Annotated in this window: 19 protein-coding genes; 5 read left to right on the top strand and 14 right to left on the bottom strand. The window is 68.3% G+C overall.

The window, feature by feature from the left end; genetic code table 11:
• The 4 genes from N7590_RS17270 to N7590_RS17255 form a co-directional block, all read right to left on the bottom strand.
• Window positions 1-283: I78 family peptidase inhibitor (locus N7590_RS17270; RefSeq protein WP_279935754.1), on the bottom strand; the 283-nt coding region annotated here is incomplete at its 3' end.
• Between the two features lie 75 nt (window positions 284-358).
• Window positions 359-1381, bottom strand: a complete 1023-nt coding sequence (locus N7590_RS17265; RefSeq protein WP_279935753.1) for a ribonuclease H-like domain-containing protein — start codon at window positions 1379-1381, stop codon at window positions 359-361.
• Window positions 1378-3867: a DEAD/DEAH box helicase gene (locus N7590_RS17260; protein ID WP_164241531.1), complete on the bottom strand. Its 2490-nt coding sequence runs from the start codon at window positions 3865-3867 to the stop codon at window positions 1378-1380. The genes N7590_RS17265 and N7590_RS17260 overlap by 4 nt, the downstream gene beginning before the upstream one ends.
• A 93-nt stretch (window positions 3868-3960) precedes the next feature.
• Window positions 3961-4359 (bottom strand): hypothetical protein, encoded by a 399-nt coding sequence (locus tag N7590_RS17255; RefSeq protein WP_164241532.1) that lies wholly within the window; start codon window positions 4357-4359, stop codon window positions 3961-3963.
• Window positions 4360-4625: 266 nt separating this feature from the next.
• On the opposite strand from N7590_RS17255, the gene N7590_RS17250 reads away from it, so the two are divergent.
• Together N7590_RS17250 and N7590_RS17245 are read left to right on the top strand one after the other, a co-directional pair.
• The gene (locus N7590_RS17250) at window positions 4626-5147 is read left to right on the top strand and encodes a hypothetical protein (protein WP_164241533.1); all 522 of its coding nucleotides are present in this window, start codon (window positions 4626-4628) and stop codon (window positions 5145-5147) included.
• A gap of 40 nt (window positions 5148-5187) precedes the next feature.
• Window positions 5188-5862, top strand: coding sequence for a hypothetical protein (locus N7590_RS17245; RefSeq protein WP_164241534.1), 675 nt, complete (start codon window positions 5188-5190; stop codon window positions 5860-5862).
• Window positions 5863-5934: 72 nt separating this feature from the next.
• On the opposite strand, the gene N7590_RS17240 is transcribed toward N7590_RS17245, so the two are convergent.
• Genes N7590_RS17240 through N7590_RS17200 form a run of 9 tightly spaced genes read right to left on the bottom strand, consistent with a single transcriptional unit; the run spans window position 5935 to window position 18274 of the window.
• The gene (locus N7590_RS17240; RefSeq protein WP_164241535.1) at window positions 5935-7743 is read right to left on the bottom strand and encodes a hypothetical protein; all 1809 of its coding nucleotides are present in this window, start codon (window positions 7741-7743) and stop codon (window positions 5935-5937) included.
• Window positions 7740-9896, bottom strand: a complete 2157-nt coding sequence (locus tag N7590_RS17235; RefSeq protein WP_164241536.1) for a DUF4175 domain-containing protein — start codon at window positions 9894-9896, stop codon at window positions 7740-7742. Before N7590_RS17235 ends, N7590_RS17240 begins: the two co-directional genes overlap by 4 nt.
• Window positions 9893-11014 carry a BatA domain-containing protein gene (locus N7590_RS17230; protein ID WP_279935752.1) on the bottom strand — a complete coding sequence of 374 codons (1122 nt, stop codon included), beginning with the start codon at window positions 11012-11014 and terminating at the stop codon, window positions 9893-9895. Before N7590_RS17230 ends, N7590_RS17235 begins: the two co-directional genes overlap by 4 nt.
• Window positions 11011-11907, bottom strand: coding sequence for a DUF58 domain-containing protein (locus N7590_RS17225; RefSeq protein WP_164241538.1), 897 nt, complete (start codon window positions 11905-11907; stop codon window positions 11011-11013). The genes N7590_RS17230 and N7590_RS17225 overlap by 4 nt, the downstream gene beginning before the upstream one ends.
• Window positions 11908-11914: 7 nt before the next feature.
• Window positions 11915-12898: a MoxR family ATPase gene (locus N7590_RS17220; RefSeq protein ID WP_053509479.1), complete on the bottom strand. Its 984-nt coding sequence runs from the start codon at window positions 12896-12898 to the stop codon at window positions 11915-11917.
• A gap of 16 nt (window positions 12899-12914) precedes the next feature.
• On the bottom strand, window positions 12915-13622 hold the full coding sequence (locus tag N7590_RS17215; protein WP_164241539.1) for a DUF4159 domain-containing protein: 708 nt from the start codon (window positions 13620-13622) through the stop codon (window positions 12915-12917).
• Window positions 13622-14956 carry a TldD/PmbA family protein gene (locus N7590_RS17210; protein WP_164241540.1) on the bottom strand — a complete coding sequence of 445 codons (1335 nt, stop codon included), beginning with the start codon at window positions 14954-14956 and terminating at the stop codon, window positions 13622-13624. Before N7590_RS17210 ends, N7590_RS17215 begins: the two co-directional genes overlap by 1 nt.
• A gap of 21 nt (window positions 14957-14977) precedes the next feature.
• On the bottom strand, window positions 14978-16612 hold the full coding sequence (locus N7590_RS17205) for a TldD/PmbA family protein (protein ID WP_053448435.1): 1635 nt from the start codon (window positions 16610-16612) through the stop codon (window positions 14978-14980).
• Between the two features lie 30 nt (window positions 16613-16642).
• On the bottom strand, window positions 16643-18274 hold the full coding sequence (locus N7590_RS17200) for a TldD/PmbA family protein (RefSeq protein WP_164241541.1): 1632 nt from the start codon (window positions 18272-18274) through the stop codon (window positions 16643-16645).
• A gap of 630 nt (window positions 18275-18904) precedes the next feature.
• On the opposite strand from N7590_RS17200, the gene N7590_RS17195 reads away from it, so the two are divergent.
• The gene (locus N7590_RS17195) at window positions 18905-19519 is read left to right on the top strand and encodes a DUF938 domain-containing protein (protein ID WP_164242973.1); all 615 of its coding nucleotides are present in this window, start codon (window positions 18905-18907) and stop codon (window positions 19517-19519) included.
• Between the two features lie 85 nt (window positions 19520-19604).
• Here N7590_RS17195 and N7590_RS17190 read toward each other — a convergent pair whose 3' ends face one another.
• Complete coding sequence (locus N7590_RS17190) at window positions 19605-23291, bottom strand: indolepyruvate ferredoxin oxidoreductase family protein (protein WP_053448438.1); 3687 nt, start codon at window positions 23289-23291, stop codon at window positions 19605-19607.
• 169 nt (window positions 23292-23460) lie between these two features.
• Here N7590_RS17190 and N7590_RS17185 point away from each other — a divergent pair, with 169 nt between their 5' ends.
• Window positions 23461-24096, top strand: a complete 636-nt coding sequence (locus N7590_RS17185; protein WP_164242972.1) for a tetratricopeptide repeat protein — start codon at window positions 23461-23463, stop codon at window positions 24094-24096.
• A 224-nt stretch (window positions 24097-24320) separates the two neighbouring features.
• The coding region (locus N7590_RS17180; RefSeq protein WP_279935751.1) for a hypothetical protein at window positions 24321-24570 on the top strand (250 nt) is incomplete at its 3' end.

The following is a 24570-nucleotide window of genomic DNA, read 5'->3' as shown; positions in this document are numbered from 1 at the left end:
GACCGTCCACCTGCACGGTCACGCGGTCCTGGCGGAAGTCCATGGTCACCGCCATGCCCGGCTTGACCACCCGCGCGTTGCGCGCGCCGCTGTCGGCCACCAGTTTCTTGAGGGTGGCCTCGTCGGCGGTCTTGCCGGTGAAGGCCTCGAGCGCCTCCGGCCTGCATTCATGCGCGGCGTCGGCCACTGGCGCTGGCGCGGCATCGTGGGTGGTGCTGCTGCCGGCGTGGCTGCAGGCGGCCAGCGGCAGGATGGCAAGCAGGGCAAGGGGGCTGAGGCGCATTGTCGGGCTCCACGCGTGGATGGTGGCGCCAGTGTCACCGCCCTCCCCGTCAGGGCATGTCAACGGGGTTTCACGCTACTGCCCGACCAATGCCAACGTCTCGCGCTCGCGCTGTTCTTCGCGCACCAGCCGCTGCAGCAGCAGGGCCAGGGTCACCACGTCCTGATGGTTGTGGTCGGCCACCCGGCGCAGGTTGACTGCATCGCCACCGCGCAGGAAACGCAGCCATGCGCCCGGGGCTTCCGAGCCGGGCAGGTCGTCTTCGCGCACCACACGCAGCAGCTGGCGTTCGATGGTGGACAGCTTGCAGTTCTCCCACGTCCCACGATAGCGGCGGCGCGTGGGATAGAGCAGATCGACATGGTCCAGCGCGCTGATCGGGCAACGCTGGCGTGCCAGCCGGTAGCGCGCCTTCAGCAACGGCGCGTCGTAGCTGCGGCCGTTGTAGCTGCAGAACACGGTGGACGGCTGCAGCCAGCTGGCGAAGGTGGCCAGCATCGCGTCCTCGGCGGCCATCGTCGCCATCAGCAGCTGGCGGATGCGCAGGCCTTCGCCGCGTTGCGGGCACACATGCCAGTCGGCGGCCCCGATCATGAAGGCGCGGGTGCCGGTGCCGCCGGCCAGGCCGGTGGTTTCGGTATCGAAGAACAGCAGGTCACGCGGGGATACGTGTTCGCCTTCGCGGCGGGCGAAATCCAGCGACAGCGGCTGTGCCGGAATCGGCTGCGCCTGCAGCGACTCGATCAGGAACAGGCCCGGCGCGATTTCCTCTCCGGGCAGCTGGCGATCCTGCGCACTGGCTCGCGCTGGTGCGGAACCGCTGCGTGTGCGCAGGCCGAGCAGGCGATGCAGGCTGCCCACCTCGGGCCGACGCAGCGGTGCGGGGGGCGCAACCGGCGCCGCCGCGCCGGTCGGCTTGTGGCGGATTTCCTGTTCGACCCAGGCGAACACCGAGCGCTCGGCACGCGGTTGCCGTGCATCGTTGGCGGCCACCGGGGCCGGTGCCGCAGGCGGTGGCCCGGGCACGGCCGGCGTGCTCGCCTTCGGGTCGCCGGCCTGCTTCCGCAGCAGGCGCAGCTTGTCCAGGCTCAGGCTCACGGGGCCAGCAGCTCCATCGGGTCGCGGGCGGTCACCACCACGTCGGGCACGTGCTGGCAGGCTTCAGCATCGAACAGATCCAGCACGCGCAACGCCAGCGCACGCGGCGAGGTCTCATCCTCTTCCTGCGCGGCCAGCACCGGGCCGACACAGGCCGGGCAGCCGGCCTTGCAGTCGCAGCGTTGCACCAGTTCGCGCGCGCGCTGTACCAGCTCGGCCTGGCGCTGCCACAGCGGCTCGCTGAGGCCGACGCCACCGGGGAAGTTGTCGTACAGGTAAACAGTGGGCACGAACTCCTGCAGCAGCTCGACAACGCCAGGGTCGCCCTCGCTGCCACGCAGCTGGCCACGGCCGCTCTGGTCGGCGATCGCGAACCAGGAACCATCGCCGTTGCCGACCGACTTCTGCAGGTCGCGCGCATCGGCCATCACCGCCACGGTGGCGACGATGTGCAGCGCGTAGGCCGCGCCAAGGAAGCCATCCAGCGCATCCTGCTTGCTGGCAAACGCGCGCAGCAGCAGCGCCTGCGGCAGCTGCCACCACACCGCGGTGGTATGCAGCTCCTGGTCGGGCAGGTTCACCGGGCCGTAGCCGATGTTCTCGTGCGTGTAGTAGCGGATCTTCTTGTAACCGGCCACGCGGCGCACCACGTGCACTTCGCCGTGGTGCGAATCACCCCGTCCGGCCATACCGCCATCGAAGCGGTCCAGCACCTTGAGCTTGGTGAAGTCGATGCTGTCGGTGTAGTAGTCCACGTGGGTGCGGGTGACGTAGGCCTTGCGCCCCTCCCAGTCCAGCGTTTCCACCTGGTACGGGGTGGACTGCACCATGTGGATGGCACCTTCGTACAGCGTAAGCGCGGCGGCCGAATAATCGACCTCGGCGATGATCTGCTGGCGGCCATCGCTGCGGTCGACCACCACGAAGTTGCCATCGGCCACCGCGCGCAGGCTGACCGCGTTGGCCGGGTAGCTGTCGGCGATCCATTCCCAGCGCTCGCCTTCGCGGTGGATCACCTCGGTTTCGGCCAGCGCTTCCAGGAACACTTCCGGGTCGATCGGGCCGAAGCCATCGCCGACCCGGAACGGCAGCTCGAACGCCGCGCAGCGGATGTGGTCGAACAGGATCAGCGGCTGGTCCGGGGCGATGCGCGCGTGTTCGGGCGAGGCCTCGGCGAAGAAATCCGGATGCCGCACCACGTACTGGTCCAGCGGTTGCGAGCTGGCCACCATCACGCCCAGAGCGGGCTGCTGGCGACGGCCGGCGCGGCCGAAGCGCTGCCAGGTGGCCGCCACGCTGCCGGGGTAGCCGTTGAGGATCACCACGTCCAGGCTGCCAATATCCACGCCCAGCTCCAGCGCCGAGGTGCTGACGATGCCGTCGATGTTGCCGGCGCGCATCGCACGCTCGGTCTCGCGGCGTTCGGTGGGCAGGTAGCCACCCCGATACGCGCGGATGCGCGGTGGCTTGCGCGGATCGTGGTCGAAGATGTCCTTCAGGTACTTGGTCAGCACCTCGACCATCAGCCGCGTCTGCGCGAACACCAGGGTCTTCAGCCCGGACTTGATCGCGATGCGCGCGATGCGGTTGCTCTGCGAACGCGCCGAGGCACGCAGGCCCAGGTCTGGGTTGATCACCGGTGGGTTCCACAGCAGCACCTGCTTGGGCCCGCTGGGCGCGCCGGACTCGGTGATGGCGGTGACCGGCGCCTCGATGAGGGCCTCGGCATGCGCCTGCGGATTGCCGATGGTGGCCGAGCACAGGATGAACTGCGGTTGCACGCCGTAGAACGCGCAGATGCGCTTGAGCCGGCGCAGCACGTTGGTGACGTGGCTGCCGAACACGCCGCGGTAGGTATGCACTTCGTCGATGACGATGTAACGCAGGTTCTCGAAGAACTGCGCCCACTTGGTGTGGTGCGGCAGGATCGCCTGGTGCAGCATGTCCGGGTTGGAGACCACGATGTCGCCGTGCAGGCGGATAGCCTGGCGCGCGTCGCCGGGGGTGTCGCCGTCGAAGGTGAAGGCTTTCACCCCCAGATCGCCGGCGCGGTTGAGCTCCAGCAGCTCGGCCACCTGGTCCTGGGCCAGTGCCTTGGTCGGGAACAGGTACAGCGCCTTGGCCTTGTCCTGCATCGCCGCGCTGACCACCGGCAGGGTGTAGCACAGCGACTTGCCGCTGGCGGTGGGGGTGACGATGGCCACGTGCTCGCCGCGCTGGCTGGCTTCCCAGGCCTCGGCCTGGTGGCTGTACAGCTGCTCGATGCCGCGTGCCTTCAGTGCCGCGGCCAGGGCGGGCGGTACCGCATCGGGAATAGGCGCGTAGCGGCCTTCGCGGCCGGGAATGGCGAAGCTGCCGGTGATGCGGTCCTGGTAGCGGCGCTGCAGGCGCGCACTGAGCAGAGCACCGTCGCGGGCGGGCAGGCCGTCGCGGGTAGCGAGCTTCTGCTCGGCGTCGGCGGTGCGCTTGGCGAGTTCGTAGGCCATGGAAAGTGGAGCCGGGACGGTTTACGAGGGGTCACATGGCACCACATTCACGTCTCAGGATGTGAGACATCGCGCGCGAAGGGCGTGAACCGTTCAGTGCCGGACGCGCCGTGAGCGTGATCGGGCGGCGATCTGCACGCCGTTGAGGCGGACAATGACCGCCCAACGGTCGGCAAGCACCACCTCCGCTTCGTTCCAGGCGGCCATGTGGTCGCGTGCAGCGGACGGAAACAGCACGGGAATGCCACCCAGCATGCCATCGTTGAACGGGTGCCTGGGGCGGTAAGCGCCCCCTATGAACGCGCCGCGCAGCAATCGAACCTGATCGTCGTGGGCGATGCCGGTCATTGCGCGCAGGGGCGCCAGAGCGGCGTGCTCGTCAGCGTTCAGTGTGCGTAGCACGCGGGCCCTGCGCAGCGCACGCAGCCTGCTGCACACGCGTGCCGTCCATTCGGCAATGGCCGCCACGACCATCGCCAGCAGGATTGCCACGCCAAACAGCACTGCTGCGCGCGACATCAGCAGGCGAACGGGTGCGGCGGTAGGAGGGTGGAGGGAGCTGACATGGGGGTTGCCGTAGCGGGAACAGCACAGGATGCAGGCCCCGCCCCGCGGGGGGAATGAAGTTCGTTGCAAACTTCGGCGGCCCTGGTCGCGCATCGGCCAGGCGTGACCCACCCTGAATGCCCCTGCCGACGCCAACGAAATCTGAAGCCCGCATCCGTATCCTTGTTCACAGGACGCAACCAACAGGGGTGATGGCGGTGGCAGGACGTGGATCGCAGGGCGCACTGCTGGCTGGCCTGTTGCTGGTTGGGCTTGCGCGCGCGCACGCGCAGCAGGCCGTGCCGGTGCCCGATCCCGCGCCCGCTGCCCCCGCAGATACTGCGGCGGCAACCACCGCGCCGGTGTCCACCACCCCGCCGCAGGACAACGTCACCACCCTCGGCGAAGTGCGGGCGCTCAAGCCCGAAGACGACCAGCCGCTGGACCTGTACCGCTTCAAGAACCCGGTGAAGTTCGGTGACAACCGCTTCAGCCGCGACTGGAGCGAGCCGCCGTCGCCGGAGCAGGTCAGCATGAGTGGCGGCTACATCATGATGGGTGTGGTCAAGGGCGTGATGGCGGCGGCCAAGGGCGTGAACAAGCTCACGGGTGGACCTTCGCAGATCCAGGCCGCCGTGGCGCGGCCACCGCCGGAACTCAGTGCGGAGCAGCAGCGGCGCGCGCTGCTGTTCTCCCAGGAACAGAATGCTGGCGACGCGCCTCCGGTGAAGTAGCGACGGTATATCCTTCGGCCTTCTCCGTGGGGGCGTTGCCATGTTGCTGCGTTCGTTCGTCCTGCTGGCCGCCGTGCTGCCGATCCCTGCCTTCGCTGCCGGCATCGCCGGTGACGGTGCCTGCCGCAACGGCGCATTCCCCTCCGAACAGAGCCGGTTCGCACTGGCGCGGGTGGTGGGCACGCAACGCCTGTACCTGCTCGGTGACATGGACGGCTGCCCGGCCAAGGGCGAGCCTGCCTGCCGGCAGCGCAGCTACGTAGTGAACGGCGATGTCGTGGTGACCGGGCGCGACCTCGGCCGCTACCGCTGCGCGCTCTTCCCGAACAGAGTGGGCGGCAGTGCGGGCTGGGTGGAGCGCAGCACGCTGCAGCCGCTGCCGGTGGCGACCCCCTCGCTGCAGGACTGGGCGGGTCACTGGAAGGATGGCGACAATGGCCTGCGCATTTCGGTGCAGGGTGGGCAGCTGCAGGTGGAAGGCGATGCCTACTGGCCCTCGGCCAACCCCACGCCGGAACAGCGCCCGTATGGGCCGAACCTGGGCCAGGTGGAAGCGCGCGCGATCCCTCGCGGTGCGGATGTGGAATTTGCCGAGGACACCTGCAGGGTGCACGTGCATTCACTGGGGGACGTACTGATCGTGTCCGACAACAGCGAGTGCGGTGGCATGAACGTGCGTTTCAATGGTGTGTACCGGCGCGCCGGCAAGCGCTGAAAGAGGGATGAAGGGGGGGGGCCAGTAGATCCACGCCATGCGTGGATGCTGTCTGCGATCCCATCGCTGGATTCAGCGCCGCCGTTCCAGCCACCACAGCAGCGAGGCGCACAGCACGAACGCCAGCCACCACGGCCAGCGCGATCCTGGCACGGGTTGCATCACTGATGCGTTCGCCGGCGTGCTGGAGACCAACGCCTGAGTAGTCGCATCGATCATTGCCTGACGATGCAGCGCGGTCGCGGCCCTTGGGTCGAACACATAGCGCCAGACGATGCTGTCACCGTGCTGCAGGCGCTGCCAGCCTGCGTCACGTGGCCACCAGCCGGCGCAGCGCAGGGTCGAGGTCGCGCCATCGACGACCAGCGGTACTCCGTCGCCACCTTCGTTGAAGACCTGCAGCGGCGCCTGCACGCCGCACAGCGTCTGCCGTTCGCCTGCCCAGCTGATCGGCTGCGGTGACCAGAGCGCATCAGCGCTGCCCTGTGCACGCGCCAGCGTGGCCACCACGCTGCTCCACAGTTCGCCGTGGCGGTCGTCGCGCCCGGCCAGCACCCAGCGCCAGCTGTCGGTCATCGGCAGCAGGCCGATGCGGCCCTTGCCAGCCGCGCGCCAGCCGCCGATGGCGGTGCCAGCACGATCCTGCAGAAGCGCGCTGCTGCCCGGCACCTGCAGCGCCAGGACTTCCAGCGCGGGTAGGGAGGCACTGTGCGAACGGCGGTCGGCCTCCTCACCGTAGCCGGTCGGCAACGTGCCGGCGGCGAGCGGGCCGCGTCGTGCGGCGAGGATCGTGCTTTCGCCATCGCCGGGAAGTTCAAGGAGGCGGCTGCTGCCATCGCCCTGCACCGGCAGGCCCAGATCGTGCAGTCGCTGGCGCGCGCTGGCCGAAGGCGCGCCTGCACTGCGCACCAGCACGCCGAGTCCCTCGCGCAGCGCCTGGCGCACGGTGGCCAGCTGGCCTGCACTCAACGCTGCCAGGCTGCGTTCGTCCAGCAGCAGCAGGTCGCTGCGTGCCAGTGTTGCAGCATCGAGCGAAACCGCGCCATCACCCACGCTGAGCCCGGCGCCGGTATCGGCCTGCACCTGCACGCGGATGCCGGCATCGGCGGCCCAGCGGCGCAGGTACTTCAACTCCGGGCCCGGCGCACTGGCACGCACCGGCAGCCTTATGGGGGCGGCCGGCAGGGTCTGCTGCGGCACCGGCGCGCTGTCCACCACATGGCCTTCGGCATCGAGCAGGCGCAGCTGGAACACGCTGCGGCCTTCGGCGCGGGCGATGCCGCTGAGCTTCACGCGCCCATCCTCGGCAACGTCCGTGCGATCAACCACGCTGTCGGCGGGGTCGAGCAGCTCTGCTTTCGCTTTGGCCACGCCACGCGCCTGTGCCTGGACGTCAAAACGAGCACCGGGAGCGACATCGGCCGGTGGTTGCAGCGCGATCCAGCCACGCGGCTCCGGTGCCGCCTGCCAACGTACATCCGGCGGCAACAACGCATCGCGATCACGTGCGGCCAGACCTGCACCGACCAGTGTCAGTGTGGACGCCGGATGCTGGCGCAGCGCGGTGGCCAGGTCGGGAACGCGCTGTGCGCCGGCCACGTCGGCAGCTTCGGGCAACAGCAACAGCGGGCCTTCGCTGGCCGGGAGCGCGCCGGCCTTGCCGGCATCGGTTCCGAGCACGACCAGCTCGCCTGCGGGTTGCTGGCGGGTGGGCGGCACCAGGCAGAAATACAGCAGCGCGGCGACGAAGATCTGCAGTGCGATCACGATCCACCGGCGGCCAGGGTGCGCGGTGTTTCCACGCAGCTGGCGCACGCTGGCGATGACCACGATCAGGGCGAGTGCCAGTGCAATCCACAGGTTCACAGCGGAGGCGTTCATGGCTGCGCCTCCAGCGCATCAAGGTAACGCTGCCCCATCGCATCGGCGGCACTGCGCCGCATCGCCTGCGGCGGCGGACGCTGCAGCGCCCGCCACAACTGTGCACGCAGGCGCTGGCGACAGTCGTGGCAACCGGGCTCGATGCGCAGCTGCTCGATGGCCGCAGCCAGATCGAGTGCATCGGGCAGGTAGGCCGCGTTGCGCTGCTGCCAGGTCGCGAGCGCATCCAGGTCCGGCGCGCCGGTGTCGTGGCCGAGACGCTGCCAGGCTTCGACGATGGCCGGATCGGGCGGGGTGCGGGCGGCCAGCGGCAGTTCACGACTGGCCAGCCCGGCACGGTCACCGCCGAGGCGGCGGCCTTCATCGATCGGTGGCAGCTCCGGTCCGACCCGGGCCAGGTAGATGCGCTCGGCCTGCTGCACCTGCTTGATGAAGCCCAATGCCTTGTAGGCGAAGGGTAATGCCTGCTCCGGTCGGCCCTGGCGCAGTTCGCCTTCGGCCGACCACATCTGGTCAAGCGCCGCCTTCAGCGTGGCGCGGGTCTGCGGGTCGAGCAGGGTGGCCGCTTCGGCATGGTCGTGGGTATGCCCATACTCGGAGAGCACATCGGTGGCGCTGCCGAACACCGGTGGCGTATCGGCGTTGGCAGACTTGCCGCCGTGATCGTGGCCATGTTCATCGTGCGCTCCGGCCTCGGCACCATGGTCGTGATCGTGGTCGTCTGCGGCGGGCGTATCGCTGGTGGGCAGGTCGCTGGTCGGCGGCGGCTTCGGCGCACCCTCGCTTTCCTCGCCCAGGAACTGGCCGTAACGCAGGCGCAGGATGCGCTGGTCGACACCGATCGCATCGCTGCGCTTCACGAAGTCTTCGGCAGCCAGGCTGCGGCGCTGCCGGATCAAGGCTTCGGCATCGATGATGATCTGCCGCTGGCTGCGGAAGTAGGCCGGCAGTGTCTTCTTGATGCGGCCTTCCAGTTCGGCACCGAGTGCCACCTCGGCGCTGGGCAGGCGCAGGATCACGCTGCTGCTGCGCCCGGTCTGCGGCGTGGGCGCATGGTTGTCGCGCACTTCCAGCTGGGCGATCACATCGTTGCCGGGTTGCGCGCCCAGCGCGGCGAGGTTGAGCGTATGCGCGAAGCGGCGTGCAGTCGGTTCGCCGCTGCCGGTGAGGCCGACGCTGCGCCTCACGAAGGTGATGTTCTCGCCGCTGCCCTGGGTGGTGGTGATCGACAGCGTTGCCTGCGCGGCCACGCCATAGTCGTCGCTGGCCTCGAAGCGCAGCGCCCACTGGCGCTGCCCGGGCGTGCCCAGCACCAGGCTGGCGGCCGGTTCCAGCACGCGCACGCTGGGTGCACGGTCGGCGACCACGTCCAGCCGATACAGACGGGTTTCGGCCAGCGCCGGTTCGCTCACCACGCGGTACAGCGCCGGCGCGCGCGCCACATCGTGGGCCTGCCATTGTCCGTCCTGCGCGCTCAGCGGCAGGCGTCGGCCATCGTGGAACTGCAGCCAGGCCTTGTCCGGCGCACGGTCGAAGCGCAACGACCACGACAGCCGACTGTCGGCGGCCACCTTGGCATCCAGCGCGTTCTGGGTAAGCGTGGCCTGGCCAGTATAGGCCGGCGCGTCGATGCGCAGGCGGGTGGACTGCAGGTGCAGCGGGCCTGCGGCAGCCGTGCTGCCTTGCGCTGCAGGCGCAACGGCCGCGGGGCGGGCGTTCGTGCGCGGCCAACCCAGTGCCAGCAGCGCGATGGCCAGGCCCGCGATCCAGCACAGTGCCAATGCTCTGCGCGGCCAGCGCGGTCGCAGCTCCGGCATGCTGCGCTCCAGCGTGGCCAGCACGTGCGAGCGTTGGCGCTGCTGCAGCGGATTGAGCCTGGTGGCCTCGGCGAACAGCAGGTCAGCGCTGTCCTCGCTGGCACCGCTGCCATCGAGCTGGCGCTGCAGCCATTGCCGGTCCAGCTGGCGGGCACGTGTGGTGGCGAAGGCCGCGCAGGCGAGAAGGCCGACCGTGCCGACCACGCAGGCGACATCGAAGCCGGCCAGGCGCAGCGCCAGTACCGTTGCGGCCAGCGCCCACGGCAGGCCCAGCAGCAGGGTGATGAGCGCACGGCGGCGGCGCGCGCGTTGCCAGGCGTGCTGCAGGGTGTTCATGCGGCCACCCTGCGTTGGGCACTGCTGGCCATCCAGCGTTCCAGCGCGAACAGCAGCACGATGGCCAGCAACAGCCAAGGCGTCGGCTCACGCGGCGGTGGTGTTACAGCAGGCAATGCGGCCCGGTGCGGCGCCTGGTCACGTGCATCGCCCAGCCGCGGAGCCGTGGGCGGCTGCAGCGCCAGCAGCAGGGCACGTGGCAACTGCGGATCGCGCAGCGCAGCGTTGCTGGCGGCATTCCAGTCGCCGGGCAACGACAGCAGTTGGCCTTGGCCGATGCGTTGCTGCCATAGCAGCGGTACGCCCTCGGCGTCGCGCAACAGGATGCGGGCGCCGGCAGCAGGCTTGCCGGCACGCATGACAAGACCGCCGTCGCGCAGCCACGCCTGCCAGTTCGCCGGCAGTGCATCGTTGCGGCTCCACACGCCAATCTCGCCGCGTTCGGGCACAACATCCTCCGCCAAGGGCGAGGGCAGTGCCTGCACGCCCCACGCGCGCTGCAGTGCGTTCAACCAGTGCTGGGCAGTGGCGGATGCCTCGCCGTGCACGCGTAGTCGAGGCAGTGCCACTGCCGTCTGCGGCGGTGTGACCGGCATCGGCTGCGTGTGCCATTGCACGTCGCCCGACAGCTGCAGGCGGGCGCCATCCAGGCCAGGCAAGGGATCGGGAACGTGCACGGTCAACGCGGTGCCCGCGGGCAGCTGTGCGTCCAGTTCACGCAACAGGCTGGGCAGCGATGCGCTGGATACCGGTGGCGCATGATCGATGGCGGGGAAGCCGGGTGCCAGCCAGTGCCAGTTGCCCTCTTCGGCGGTGCCGCGCAGTGCGGTCGCGTCCAACCCCGGTGCCACGACCGTCCACGCCGCGGGGAGCCGGGCAGGGCCGGTCAACGCTGGCCGCGCCAGCAACAGGGCCAGCGCGGCCAGCAACAGCAGGCGCACCAGCAGCAGCGGCCAATCATCAAAGCGGATGCGCTGGCGCGGCCGGATCTGTGCGCGCAACCAGCGCAGCGCAGCGAAATCCAGCGGCGTATACGGATGGCGCCGGGCGAGGTGGATCAGCAGCGGCAGCAGCCAGGCAGCGAGCGCGGCCAGGCCCAATGGGAACAGCAGGGTCATGCACCGCCCCCACGGCCAAACAGCGCCTGCAGTGGTTGGTCCAGGGGCTGATCGAGCCAGCCGGTGGCGCTGGCGATGCCGCTGGCCTGCAGCCGCGCCTGCAAGGCGGTGCGTGCAGCGGCAAAGCGCTGCAGGTAGTCGGCGCGGATCGCCGCGCCGTCGCCCAGCAGTTCGTCGCCGGTTTCGGGATCGCGGAAACGATGGCCGGCATCAAACGGGAAATCCCGCTCGTCGGCCGTCAGGATCTGCAGCAGCCCCACCTCGCGGCGCGCGCTGGCCAGCTGTTCCAGCAGGACGATGCCCGCCTCATCGAAACCATCGCCGATCGCCAGCAGCAGGTCGCCCGGGCGCACGCGCTCCCACAGGGGGCGCAGGCGATCGGCGGCGGGCCAGCTGCCGCGCGCCTGCAGCGCATGCAGCTGCAGATGTACCCGGTCGCGCTGTCGCGCACCGCTGGCGGCAGGCACCAGTTGAAGCCCATCGCCATTGATCACCAGCAGGCCAAAGCGGTCACCCTGCTGCAGGGCCAGTTCGACCAGGCAGGCGGCCACGCCGCGCATATGGTCCAGGCGCGTGCGCTGCGGTGCTGCGCGATCGGCCTGGCTGGCCGAGGCGGTGGCATCGAGCAGCAGCCAGGCCGTGATCGGGCTTTCGCGTTCCGATTCGCGCACGAAGAAGCGATCCGAACGCGCGTACAGCTTCCAATCGATCTGGCGCAGCTCGTCACCCGGCTCGTAGGCACGGTACTGCGCGAATTCCAGGCCGGCGCCGCGGCTGCGGCTGGCATGCTGGCCGATGCCGCTGGCACCACTGGCCAGGCGTGGCCGCAGGCGCAGCATGCGCAGGCGCGCACGCAGTTCCGGTGGCAACGTCAGCGGCATGCCTGCACTCACGCCTGGATCAACCCGGGAACGGCACGGCCTGCAGCAGGGCGGCGACCACGTCGTCGGCACGCTTCTGCTCGGCCTCGGCGGCGAACGACAGCAGCAGGCGGTGGCGCATCACCGGTGCGGCCAGCGCCTGCACATCCTCGCGGGTGGCAGCGAAGCGGCCCTGCAGCAGGGCGCGTGCTTTCGCCGCGAGCACCAGCGACTGCCCGGCACGCGGGCCGGCACCCCATTTCACCCACTGGTTGATCGCCGCCGGCGCGCCATCGCCGGGCCGGCTGGCGCGCACCAGGCGGGTGATCCAGGCCAGCACGTCGGGGCTGACATGCACCTGGCGCACAGCGGCCTGCAAAGCGATCACCGCCTCGGCGTCCATCACCTTGGGTACTGCGTCGGTGGCGCCGCCGGTGGTCTGCTCCAGGATCTGGCGTTCCTCGTCCTCGCTGGGGTAATCCACCAGCACGTGCAGCAGGAAGCGGTCCAGCTGCGCTTCCGGCAGCGGGTAGGTGCCGGCCTGCTCGATCGGGTTCTGCGTGGCCAGCACGAAGAACGGCGCAGGCAATGCGTAGGTGGTGCCGGCGTAGCTGACCGTGCGTTCCTGCATTGCCTCCAGCAGCGCGGCCTGGGTCTTGGGCGGGGTGCGGTTGAGTTCGTCGGCCAGCAGCAGGTTCGTGAAGATCGGGCCCTGCTGGAAGCGGAAATGGCGATGGCCGGTGCCGTGGTCTTCTTCCAGCAGTTCGGTGCCGAGGATGTCGCTGGGCATCAGGTCGGGCGTGAACTGCACGCGCCGGAACTGCAGTTCCAGTGCCTGCCCCAGCGAGCGCACCAGCAGGGTCTTGCCGAGGCCTGGCGCACCTTCCAGCAGGCAATGGCCGCCGGCCAGCAGGCCGATCAGCAGCTGTTCGACCACGCTGTGCTGGCCGACCACGGCACGGGCCAGGGCGCCGCGCAGCGCATCCAGGCGCGGCAGCAGGGAATCGAGGTCGGGGGTGGTCATGGGCGTGCAGGTCCTGTCAGTTGTTCAGCGCGTACATCACGATGTTGACGCCGAAGCGGGTGTTGTCTTCGGCCAGGAAACGCTTGTTGCGCCAGTCGTAGTCCCACTCGCAACCGTAGTCCTTGTTGCTGTAGAGCAGGCCCAGGCGGCCATCGACCTCGATGCCCTTCAGGTAGTCGTGCACCAGGTCGTCGCCCCAGCCGTTGAGCTCGAAGCTGGTGGCGGGCGGGCCGTCCGGGAAGCGGAAGAAACTGCGGTACAGCGCGTGGTTGTTGGGCAGCTTCTGCAATGCCTTCGGCCCGAACAGGCGGCCCATCTGCGCCTCGAACGAGGTGGCGAACAGGCCATCAATGTCGTGGTTGCAGTCGTCGACGAACACGAAGCCGCCATTGCGCACGTAGCGCACGAAGTTCTGCCGCTCGGCGGCGTTGAACTCGACCAGCGTGTGCCCGGCCAGGTAGCAGAACGGCGCTTCCAGCATGCGCGGGTCGGCCAGTGCCACCACGTGCTCCTGCGGGTCCACGCGCAGCGAGGTGTAGTCGATCAGCGAGGTGATCAGGTTGGACGGCATGCGCGCGTCCACGTCCCAGTCACCAGAGTCGTACTGCAGGCGGGTGAACCAGAAGTCGTAGCGCGAACTGCGCGGGCCTGCCTGCGCCCAGGCCGGCAGCACCGCCGCCGAAGCGGCAGTGGCCAACCAGCGCAGGCAGGCCCGACGATCCATCAGACCGCGTCGGACAGCGAGGTGAAGGTGAAATCGCGCAGCTTCATCGGCGGGATCATCATCACGTAGCTGGATTCATCACCGGCCACGCGCACCGGCTTGCCCAGCTCTTCGATGTTGTTGAGCATGATCACCGGCGACTCGTTGAAGCGGAAGTTCTTCACCGGGTGCTTGATCTGGCCGTTCTCGATGTAGAAGGTACCGTCTCGGGTCAGGCCGGTCAGCAGCACGGTCTGCGGATCGACCATGCGGATGTACCAGGTGCGGGTGACCAGGATGCCCTTCTGGGTGCCACGCACCAGTTCGGCGGTGCTCTTGTCGCCACCGCTCATCAGCAGGTTGCCCGGGGTGGCCTTGGCGGTCTTGCCCTGCTTCTGGGCCCAGAAGCGCGAGTAGTCCAGGTTGGCGATCCTGCCGTTCTCGATGATCGCCATGCGCTCGCGTGGCATGCCTTCGCCGTCCCACGGCAGCACCGGTGCATCCGGATGCCATGGGTCGGCGATCATGGTCACGCGCGGGTCGTAGACCTGCTCGCCCAGCTTGTTGCCACCACCCTTCTTCGACAGGAAGCTGCGGCCTTCATCGGCCGAGCGGGCGCTGAAGAAGTTCATCATGAAGCTGATCAGGCCCGCGGCCGCAGCCGGTTCCAGGATCACCGTGTACTTGCCCGGCTCCAGCGCCTTGGCTTCGGCCGATTCGGTAGCCTTGCGCATGGCGATGCGGATGTCCTGGTCGGCCTTGAAGTCCGCTGCGTCCTTCAGGTTGCGGCCGACCCAGCCCGAACCACGGCCATCTTCGGTGCGCACCGTGCAGGTGTAGTCGAAGCTGGTGGTGCGCTGGTAGGCGAAATTGCCGTTGCTGTTGGCGGTGGCCTGGAAGCCCTGGCCATCCTCGAGGAAGCCGGCGGCAATCAGGCCATGCCCGCGGCACGGCGCGATCGAATCGGCGGCAACCTTGGCACGGAACGCCGGATCGATCGCGGCAGTGGATTCGCTGAAGGTCGGGCTGGCGCGGTAGCTCTGCTTGCCGATGGCCGGCATGAACTCCGGGTTCTCCGGGGCCAGGCGCGCCAGGTCTTCGGCACGGCGCACCACCCGTTCCAGTGCGGCATCGTCGAACTCGTTGATCGAGGCGGTGCCGACGCGCTTGCCGAAGGCAACGGTGACCGCCAGTTCGGTGTTGTCGACGATGCCGCTGGTGGACACATTGTTCAGCGCGAAACGGATGTTGCCGCTGATCGCGCCGGCCAGCACGGCGGTGCACTCATCGGCCTTGGACAGGGCGATGACCTTGTCGAGGATGGCCTTGGCCTGGGCTTCGGTGAAGATACTCATGGTGTAAGGGCTCCTGACCGGTCAGCCGAGGCTGCGTGCGGTGTTGATGACGTTGATGCCGTTGAAGCGCGCGGTCGACGAACCGTGCGAGACCGCCGAGACCTGGCCCGGCTGGCCCTTGCCGTCGAAGAACGAACCGCCCAGGCGGTAGTCGCGCTCGTCGGCCACGGCGGTGCAGGCATTCCAGAATTCCGGCGTGCGGATCTGGTAGGCCACGTCTTCCAGCATGCGGGTGATCTGGCCGTTCTTGATCTCGTAGAACAGCTGGCCGCCGAACTGCGCGTTGTAGCGCTGCTGATCGATCGAGAACGAGCCGTCACCGATGATGTAGATGCCGTTCTCCACGTCCTTGATCAGGTCCGGCACGCTCAGAGGCTGCTTGCCCGGCGCCATCGACACGTTGGCCATGCGCTGGAACTGCACGCTGGACCACGAGTCGGCATAGCAGCAGCCGTCGGACTCGGTCTTGCCGAGGATGTGGGCCTGGTCGCGGATGGTCTGGTAGTCCACCAGCTTGCCGTTGCTGATCAGGTCCCAGCGCTTGCACTTCACGCCTTCGTCGTCGTACGCCACCGCGCCGAGGCTGCCCGGCTGGGTCTTGTCGGCGAAGATGTTGACGTGCTCGCTGCCGTACTGGAAGTGCTGTTCGCGCTTGTCCAGGGTGGCGAAGCTGGTGCCGGCATAGTTGGCTTCGTAGCCGAGCACGCGGTCCAGTTCCAGCGGGTGGCCGATCGACTCGTGGATGGTCAGCCAGGTGTGCGACGGGTCGAGCACCAGGTCGTACTTGCCCGGCTTCACCGACGGTGCCTTCAGCTTCTCCTGCGCCTGTTTGGCGGCGGCGATGGCGTCCTCCTTCATGTCATAGGAGGTGCTGTAGTTGACCACGCCGTTCGGGCTGACCACCTTGCCGGCGGCGGCGCCATCGAGGTACTCGTAGCCCAGGCCCATCGGCGAGGACAGGCCCTCACGGGTACGGAACTTGCCGCTGGCCTTGTCGATCGCGGTGATCGTCATCGGTGCCCAGATGCGATGCACGTCCTGGTCGATGTAGGAGCCATCGGTGGAGGCGAAGTACTTCTGCTCGTTGACCAGGAACAGCATCGAATTGACGAAGCTGGCACCGGCGCCCATCGCGGCGGCGTTGACATCCAGCAGCAGGTCGACCTTGTCCTTGATCGGCACCTCCATGGCGTTCTTGCGGATCGGCGTGCGCCAGCTCACCTCGCCCACGCCCGGCGCCTTGGCCAGCTGCACCGGTGCGGTCTGCACGCCGGCATTGGCCTTGGCGATCGCTGCCGCCTGCTGCGCGGCCCTGGCCACGTCGGCGGTGCCCAGCGCATTGGTGGCTGCGAAGCCCCAGGCACCGTTGACGATCACGCGGATGCCCACGCCGGTGGACTCGGTGTTCACCACGTTCTGCACCTTGTCCTCGCGGGTGATCACGAACTGGCGCAGGTAGCGGCCGATGCGCACGTCGCAGTAGGTGGCACCGGCACTGCGCGCGGCCTGCAGGGCGGCGTCGGCCAGGCGTTTCTTCAACGCCGGGTCGAGGCTGGACTGCAGCTGCTCGGCGGCGATCACCTTGCCGAAGAAGGAGGGCACGATCAGCCCGCCCGCGGTAAGCCCGGTCAGGGCCAGGAAGTCACGTCTTTGCAAGGCTGCTCTCCATGTCGAAGGATGGGTGGCTCAAGCGCCGAGACTGCGCGCGGTGTTGATGATGTTGATGCCGTTGAAGCGGGTGGTGGACGAACCGTGCGAAACCGCCGAGACCTGGCCGGGCTGGCCCTTGCCATCGAAGAACGAACCACCCAGGCGGAAATCGCGTTCATCGCAGATGGCGGTGCAGGCGTTCCAGAACTCCGGCGTGCGGATCTGGTAAGCCGCGTCCTCGACCATGCCGGCGATCTTTCCGTCCTTGATCTGGTAGTACAGCTGGCCGCCGAACTGCGCGTTGTAGCGCTGCTGGTCGATCGAATACGAACCGCGGCCGTGGATCCAGATGCCGTTCTCCACGTCCTTGATCATGTCCTCGACGCTGAGCGGCTGCTTGCCCGGCGCCAGCGAGACATTGGCCATGCGCTGGAACTGCACGCTGGCCCAGGAATCGGCATAGCTGCAGCCGTGCGATGCGTCGCGGCCGAGGATATGAGCTTCATCGCGGGTGGCCTGGTAATCGACCAGGATGCCGTCGCGCACCAGGTCCCAGCGCTGGGTCTTCACCCCTTCGTCGTCATAGCCGACCGCGCCGAGGCTGCCCGGCTGGGTCTTGTCGGCGAAGAAGGTGACGATGTCGCTGCCCCAGCGGAAGCCGGCATCGCGCTTGTCCAGCGTGGCGAAGCTGGTGCCGGCGTAGTTGGCTTCGTAGCCGAGCACGCGGTCCAGCTCCAGCGGGTGGCCGACGTTCTCGTGGATGGTCAGGAACAGGTTGGACGGGTCCAGCACCAGGTCGTACTTGCCGGGCTTCACCGAGGGTGCCTTCAGCTTCTCGCGCGCATGGCGGGCAGCGGCGATGGCGTCCTCGACCGGATCGTAGGAATCGCGGTAGGCGGTGATGCCACCGGGCAGCTGGACCTTGCCGCGCGCATCGCCATCGAGGAACTCGTAGCCCATGCCCATCGGCGAGGACAGGCCGGCGCGGGTGCGGAATTTGCCGCTGGCCTTGTCGATGGCGGTGGCGGTGAACGGCAGCCAGATGCGATGGATGTCCTGGTCGATGAACGAGCCATCGCTGGAGGCGAAGTACTTCTGTTCGTTGACCAGGAACAACGTGGAATTGATGTAGTCGGCACCCGCATTCAGCGCGGCGGCGTTGAGCGCCAGCAGCAGCTCCACCTTGTCCTGGATCGGCACTTGCATGGCATTGCGGCGGATCGGCGTCTGCCAGCGCACCTCACCCACCGACGGCGTCGGTGCCAGCTGCACCGGACGGGTCTGGATGCTGGCGTTGGCACGGGCAATCGCAGCGGCCTGCTCGACCGCCGCGCGCACCGCCGCCTCGGTCTGCTGATGGGTGGCGGCAAAGCCCCAGGCACCGTTGACGATCACCCGCACGCCCACGCCGGACGACTCGCGGTTGGTCACATTGCCGACCTGGTGCTCGCGGGTGATGACCGACTGGTTGAGGTAACGGCCGATGCGGACGTCGCAGTAGCTGGCCTTGGCGTTGCGCGCGGTGGCCAGGGCGACCTCGGCCAGGCGCCGGCGCTGGGCGGTATCGACCGGGGCCAGCAGCTGCTCGGCAGCGATGGCACGGGAATGCGGCAGCAGCAGGCCGGCCAGGCCCAGACCGGAAACAGCCAGGAACTCACGTCGTTGCACAGCGTTTCTCTCTCTCGCTTGCGTGCGGTTGGCAACAGGCCGAGCCGATCACGTCAACCCCTCGACTTTCGCCAGCGCAGCACGTCCGGGCAAGTGACTGCAGTCATGGTTGGGGAGGGTTTCGGCAGGGCTTGCAGCCCTGCACCCGCCGAATCAACGTCAACGTCAAAAGCGGGCATTCCGAGGGGTGGCGGGGCGGTGTCGGACTGCGGGGACGCCGCAAGTACGTCCGTGTAGGCTTGGCAGCCGCATCCATGCGGCTGACACCCCGCACTCCGACACCGCCCCGCCTCTGACAGATTCCCTGTGCTGTTGGTAGGTGTCGACCTTGGTCGACACATCTGTCAGATATCGAAATGAATCGAATGAGATCTGACAGATCTCCGGAAACTGTCGAAGGCGGGGTGGGTCCGGTTGCGGGGGTGTCCGCGGCATGGATGCCGCGGCCAAGCCCCCAAGGACGGGTTTACGGCGTCCCCCGCAACCGGACCTATCCCGCCATCCCACAGGAAGCCCGATTCTGCCTTTGCTGTTGCTCCGGCTCTGGCTCTGAGCAGGTGCAGGGCGCAGCCCTGCTCAGTAATCCCCCCTCGTGCACAATGGAGCCGACCCCGCCTGGACGCCGTCCTGATGTCGAGCAAGCCGTATTCAGAAGCCTGCGAGCGCAACCGCGAACCGATCGCCACCGCACTCGACCCGTGGATGGGCGACCGCCACCGGCTGCTGGAAATCGGCAGCGGCACCGGCCAGCACGCCGCGTTCTTTGCCGAGCGCTGGCCGTGGCTGCGCTGGCAACCCAGTGATCATCCCGACCACCTGCCTGGCATCGAGGCATGGCGCGCCGAAGCGGCCTTGCTGAACCTGTTGCCGCCGCTGGCGCTGCAGGTGGAACTTCCGCCGGCACCCGGCCTCAGCCTGCCGCAGGGCAGCACATTCGACGCCGCATTCAGCGCCAACACGCTGCACATCATGGGCTGGGAGCGCGTGCAGGCGCTGTTCGCCGCGCTGCCACCGGTGCTGCGCCATGGCGCGCTGCTGGCGGTGTACGGCCCGTTCAACTACAGCGGCCGCTACACCAGTGACAGCAATGCGCAGTTCGATGCCTGGCTGAAGGCGCGTGATCCGCGCAGCGGCATCCGCGATAGCGAAGCGGTGCAGGCGCTGGCCGCCGACAACGGGTTCACCCGACTGGGCGATGTGGCGATGCCGGCCAACAACCGCCTGCTGCTGTGGCGGCTGGGGTGAATCGCGGGTAGTGCCGGCCGCTGGCCGGCAACCGATTGCCTGGAGGGATGCCGGCCAGCGGCCGGCACTACCGGTTCTGCGGCCTTCAAGCCACCTGCACGATGTGCAGCGCCTTCGGATTGCGCCACTGCGCCAGCAGGGCAGCCTCACGCGCCTTGGCCTGCGCGAAGTGCGCTTCCTTGACGTGGCCATAGCCGCGGATGTGCTCGGGAATGCTGGCAATCTCCACCGCCAGGGCCAGGCGGCCGTCTTCCAGGCCGTCCAGCAGCACCTGCACGGTCGCCTCGTAGTCACCGATCAGCTTGCGCTCCATGCGGCGCTCTTCAGTGCGCCCGAACACATCGAAGCGGCCGCCACGCAGGAATTTCAGCTTCGCCAGCAGGCCGAACGCCTTGAACATCCACGGCCCGTATTCCTTCTTCAGCAGCCGGCCCTGCTCGTCCTTCCTGGCGAACAGCGGCGGCGCCAGGTGGAAGCGCAGCTGGTAGTCGCCCTCGAACTGCTGCTGCAGGCGGCGCTGGAAGTCGCCGCTGGTGTACAGGCGCGCCACTTCGTACTCGTCCTTGTATGCCATCAGCTTGAACAGGTAACGGGCGACGGTCTCGGTCAGCGCGGTTGAGCCGCCGATGCGCTCGGCTTCGGCGGCGCGCACGCGCGACACCAGATCGCGATAGCGGTTGGCGTAGGCTGCGTCCTGGTACTCGACCAGGAACGCGGCGCGGCGCTCGATCATTTCATCCAGCGAGCGCGACAGGCGCGCGTCGTCCAGCGGCAGGAACGCCACATCGCCACCGTGCGAGGGCAGGCCCCGCAGTTCGCGCTCGTCGCCGGTGTTGCGCGGTGCGGCGGTGGCGCCCCATTCGTTGCCCTCCCATTCGCCCGGCGGCAGCGGATGCAGCGGGCCCGGGGTGGATTCGGTATCGGTGTGGCGGTTGCGCACCAGGCCGGCCGCCTGCTGCACGGCCTGCGGGTCGACCACGGCCAGGCGGCCCCAGGCGAAGGCCTGCTGGTTCATCGCCACGGCCGCACCGTTGAGTTCGATGGCACGCATCAGCGAGTCGAACGACAGCGGCACCAGTCCCTGCTGCCAGGCATAGCCGAGGATGAACAGGTTGGCGGCGATGGCATCGCCCAGCAGCGCGGTGGCCAGCTGGGTGGCATCGAGCAACAGCGGCTCCTGGCCACCCAGCGCCACGCGCACACCGGCGACGATGTCGGCGGCGGGGAACTGCATGTCCGGGCGGGTGGTGAAGGTACCCGGCATTGCCTCGTAGGTGTTCAGCACCACCTGCGAACGGCCGGCGCGCACCTTCGACAGCGCCCAGTAGTCGTTCACCACCACCATGTCGCAGCCCAGCACCAGGTCGGCCTCACCGGCGGCGATGCGCACGGCGTGGATGTCGTCCGGGCGGCGTGCGATGCGGATGTGCGTGGTCACCGCGCCACCCTTCTGCGCCAGGCCGGTCTGGTCGAGCACGGTCGCGCCCTTGCCTTCCAGGTGGCCGGCCATGCCCAGCAGGGCGCCGATGGTCACCACGCCGGTACCGCCGACGCCGGTGATCAGGATGTTCCAGGGCTGTTCCAGCGTACCGCGCACCACCGGTGCCGGCAGGTTGTCCAGCAGCGTGGAGGCATCGCGCTTGCTGCCCTTGCGCGGCTGGCCACCGTGCACGGTGACGAAGCTCGGGCAGAAGCCGTTCACGCACGAATAGTCCTTGTTGCAGTTGGACTGGTCGATCTCGCGCTTGCGCCCGAACTCGGTTTCCTTCGGCAGCACCGACACGCAGAAACTCTTCTTGCCACAGTCGCCGCAGCCTTCGCAGACCAGCGAATTGATCATCACCCGCTTCTGCGGGTCTTCCAGCTTGCCGCGCTTGCGGCGGCGGCGCTTCTCGGTGGCGCAGGTCTGCTCATAGATCAGGATCGAAACACCCTTCACTTCGCGCAGGCGCTTCTGCACGGCATCCAGTTCGCTGCGGTCATGGAACTCGACATCGCTGGGGAAGTGCTCGCGCTGGCCGGTCCACTTGCCGATGTTGTCCGACAGCACCACGATGGTGTGGATGCCTTCGGCGCGCATCTGCCTTGCGATGTCCGGCACGCTCAGGGGGCCGTCCACCGGCTGGCCGCCGGTCATCGCCACCGCATCGTTGTAGAGGATCTTGTAGGTGATGTTGACGCCGGCCGCGACCGCCTGGCGGATCGCCAGCGAACCGCTGTGGAAATAGGTGCCGTCGCCCAGGTTCTGGAACACGTGCGGCGTATCGGTGAACGGCGCCTGCCCGGCCCAGGTCACGCCTTCACCGCCCATGTGGGTGAAGGTGTCGGTGCTGCGGTCCATCCAGGTCACCATGTAATGGCAACCGATGCCGGCCAGCGCGCGCGAGCCCTCCGGCACCTGGGTGGAGGTGTTGTGCGGGCAGCCCGAGCAGTAATGCGGCACGCGCGGGAAGCTGGCGCGCGGCAGCGCAAGCTCGGCTTCCTTCTCCTGCATCCACTGCAGGCGCTGCTCGATCGAGTCGTTGTTGAAGAACTTCTGGATGCGGCGGCCGATCACGCCGGCGATGGTGGCCGGGGTCAGTTCGCCGGTGGACGGCAGGATCCATTCACCGCTCTCGTCGTACTTGCCGACGATGGACGGGCGCTGGCCCCAGCTGGCCGGCCAGTTGAAGAACTGTTCCTTCATCTGGCGCTCGATGAAGGCCCGCTTCTCCTCCACCACGATGATGTCTTCCAGGCCCTGCGCGAAGCGGGCGATGCCCTCCGGTTCCAGCGGCCAGGTCATGCCGACCTTGTACACGCGGATGCCGATGTCGGCGCATGCTGCTTCGTCCAGGCCCAGGTATTCCAGCGCCTGCAGCACGTCCAGATAGCTTTTGCCGGTAGTGACGATGCCCAGTCGCGCGCGCGGTGCATCCATCACCACCTTGTCGATGCCGTTGGCGCGGGCAAAGGCCTGCGCCGCTTTCACCGCATAGCGGTGCAGGCGCATTTCCTGGTCCAGCGGCGGGTCCGGCCAGCGGATGTTGAGGCCGCCGCCGGGCATGTCGAAGTCTTCGGGCAACACGATGCGGCGGGCCAGCGGATCGACCTCGACCGAGGCCGACGATTCCACCGTTTCGGCAATGGTCTTGAAGCCGACCCAGCGGCCGGTATAGCGGCTCATCGCCCAACCGAGCAGGCCCATGTCGAGGATGTCCTGCACGCCGGCCGGATTCAGCACCGGCATCATCGCACTGACGAACTCGTCCTCGCTGCCATGCGGCAGGGTCGAACTGCGGCAGGCATGGTCATCGGCCGCCAGCGCCAGCACGCCGCCGTAACGCGAGGTGCCGGCGGCGTTGGCGTGCTTGAACACGTCGCCGCAGCGGTCCACGCCCGGGCCCTTGCCGTACCACATGCCGAACACGCCCTGCACGTTGGCGCCGGGGAACAGGTTGGTCTGCTGGGTGCCCCAGACCATGGTGGCGCCCAGATCCTCGTTGAGGCCGGGGGTGAACTTCACCCTGGCCGCTTCCAGGTGCTTGCGCGCGCGCCACAGTTCCAGGTCGAAGCCCCCCAGCGGGCTGCCACGGTAGCCGCTGACGAAGCCCGCGCTGTCGATGCCTTCGGCGGCATCGCGCAGGCGCTGCATCAGCGGCAACCGCACCAGTGCCTGCACGCCACTCAGGTAGATCCGCCCCTCGTTGCGGGTGTACTTGTGGTCGAGCGTGTAGTCACGGTCGATCAGGTCGGCGGAAGAGGGCGAAGTGAGTTGCGCGGTACTGGTCATGGCTGGCCCGGTAGGATCGGCTGGCACCGGCCGCGTGCGGGCACGCGGCGGGAAAGGCGCGGATTGTAGCAGCGCGCCCGTAATGCCCCCGGCACTCGCGCCCGCGCCGCTGCTGGGGTTAGGATCGGGCAGAGAGAGGGAGGCTGCGGTTGCAGCCTGGGGAGAAGGGATGTCAGTTCCAGGAAAGATCCTGGCCAGCGTGCTGCTGGCCTCGGGAGCGGCCACAGCGTGGGCGGCACCGGCGTTGCCGGCCCCCCAGGAGTTCTACTTCGACAGCGATCCGGCCGCCGCGCCGATGGTGGCGGTGCAGGGCGAGGGCGATGAGCTGGTCGCCCAGCTGCTGAAGCTGCGTGAACGTGGCAGGCGTGCCATTGAAGCCACGGTGCAGCTGGCGATGGTGGCCGGTGCACAGGGCCGTGGCGAGCTGGCCGAGCAGTTGTATGGCGAGGCCATGAAAGAGGCGCCGGCCCAGAGCAGCAGCGGCCGCAGCGTGCGTTGGAACTACGGCTGGGACCTGCTTCGCCAGGGCAAGCCGGAGGCGGCGCTGGAACAGTGGCTGGCCTCGGCGGGCAATGCGCGCACGAAGCCCAGCTGGGTGCCGCCGACCTATGCGTTGGCGCTGTGGCGGTCGGGGCAGAAGCAGGAGGCGGTGCAGTGGTATGCGGCGGCGGTGCGGACCGAGCCGTCGCAGTGGAGCAGCACGGCCCAGTTTGCGCAGTTGCTGCCGCACTGGCGCGAGGATGAGCGTGCGTCGCTGGCCGAGGTGCAGCAGGCCTGGGCGGCCGCGCCGCCAGCCTGGCCCTGAGGAAGGGGTTCGGCCGGGTTGCACCCGGCACCCGCAGAGGCAAGGGCCAGAGCCAAAGCAACAGCAACAGCATACTTACTGAGGGAGGCGGGGCGGTGTAGGCAGGCAGGACACGCCGTAAACCCGTCCATGGGGGCTCGATGGCGCCATCCATGGCGCCAACGGTCCTGCCTGCCCACACCGCCCCGCCTCTGACAGTTCCCCGCTGCTGGTAGGTGTCGACCTTGGTCGACACGGTATCCACGCCATGCGTGGGTGAATCTGCAACGGAATCGATTATTCGATATCTGATCGAAATGCAGCCGAGCGTGGGCTCGGCTCTACAAAAGGCGGCCAGCCAACCGGCTTTGCTTTTGACCTTCTTTTTTCTTTTCCGTGGCGGACGCACTCGGAAATTGTCAGAGGACGGGCGGGGTGGGTTCGCGGGGGACGCCGTGAACCCCCTCCGGGGCCCGGCCCAGCCGCTGGCGGCTG

The sequence above is a fragment of the Stenotrophomonas sp. GD04024 genome (assembly GCF_029837545.1).
GTDB lineage: Bacteria > Pseudomonadota > Gammaproteobacteria > Xanthomonadales > Xanthomonadaceae > Stenotrophomonas > Stenotrophomonas forensis.
This window is presented reverse-complemented; position numbering and strand designations above follow the sequence as displayed.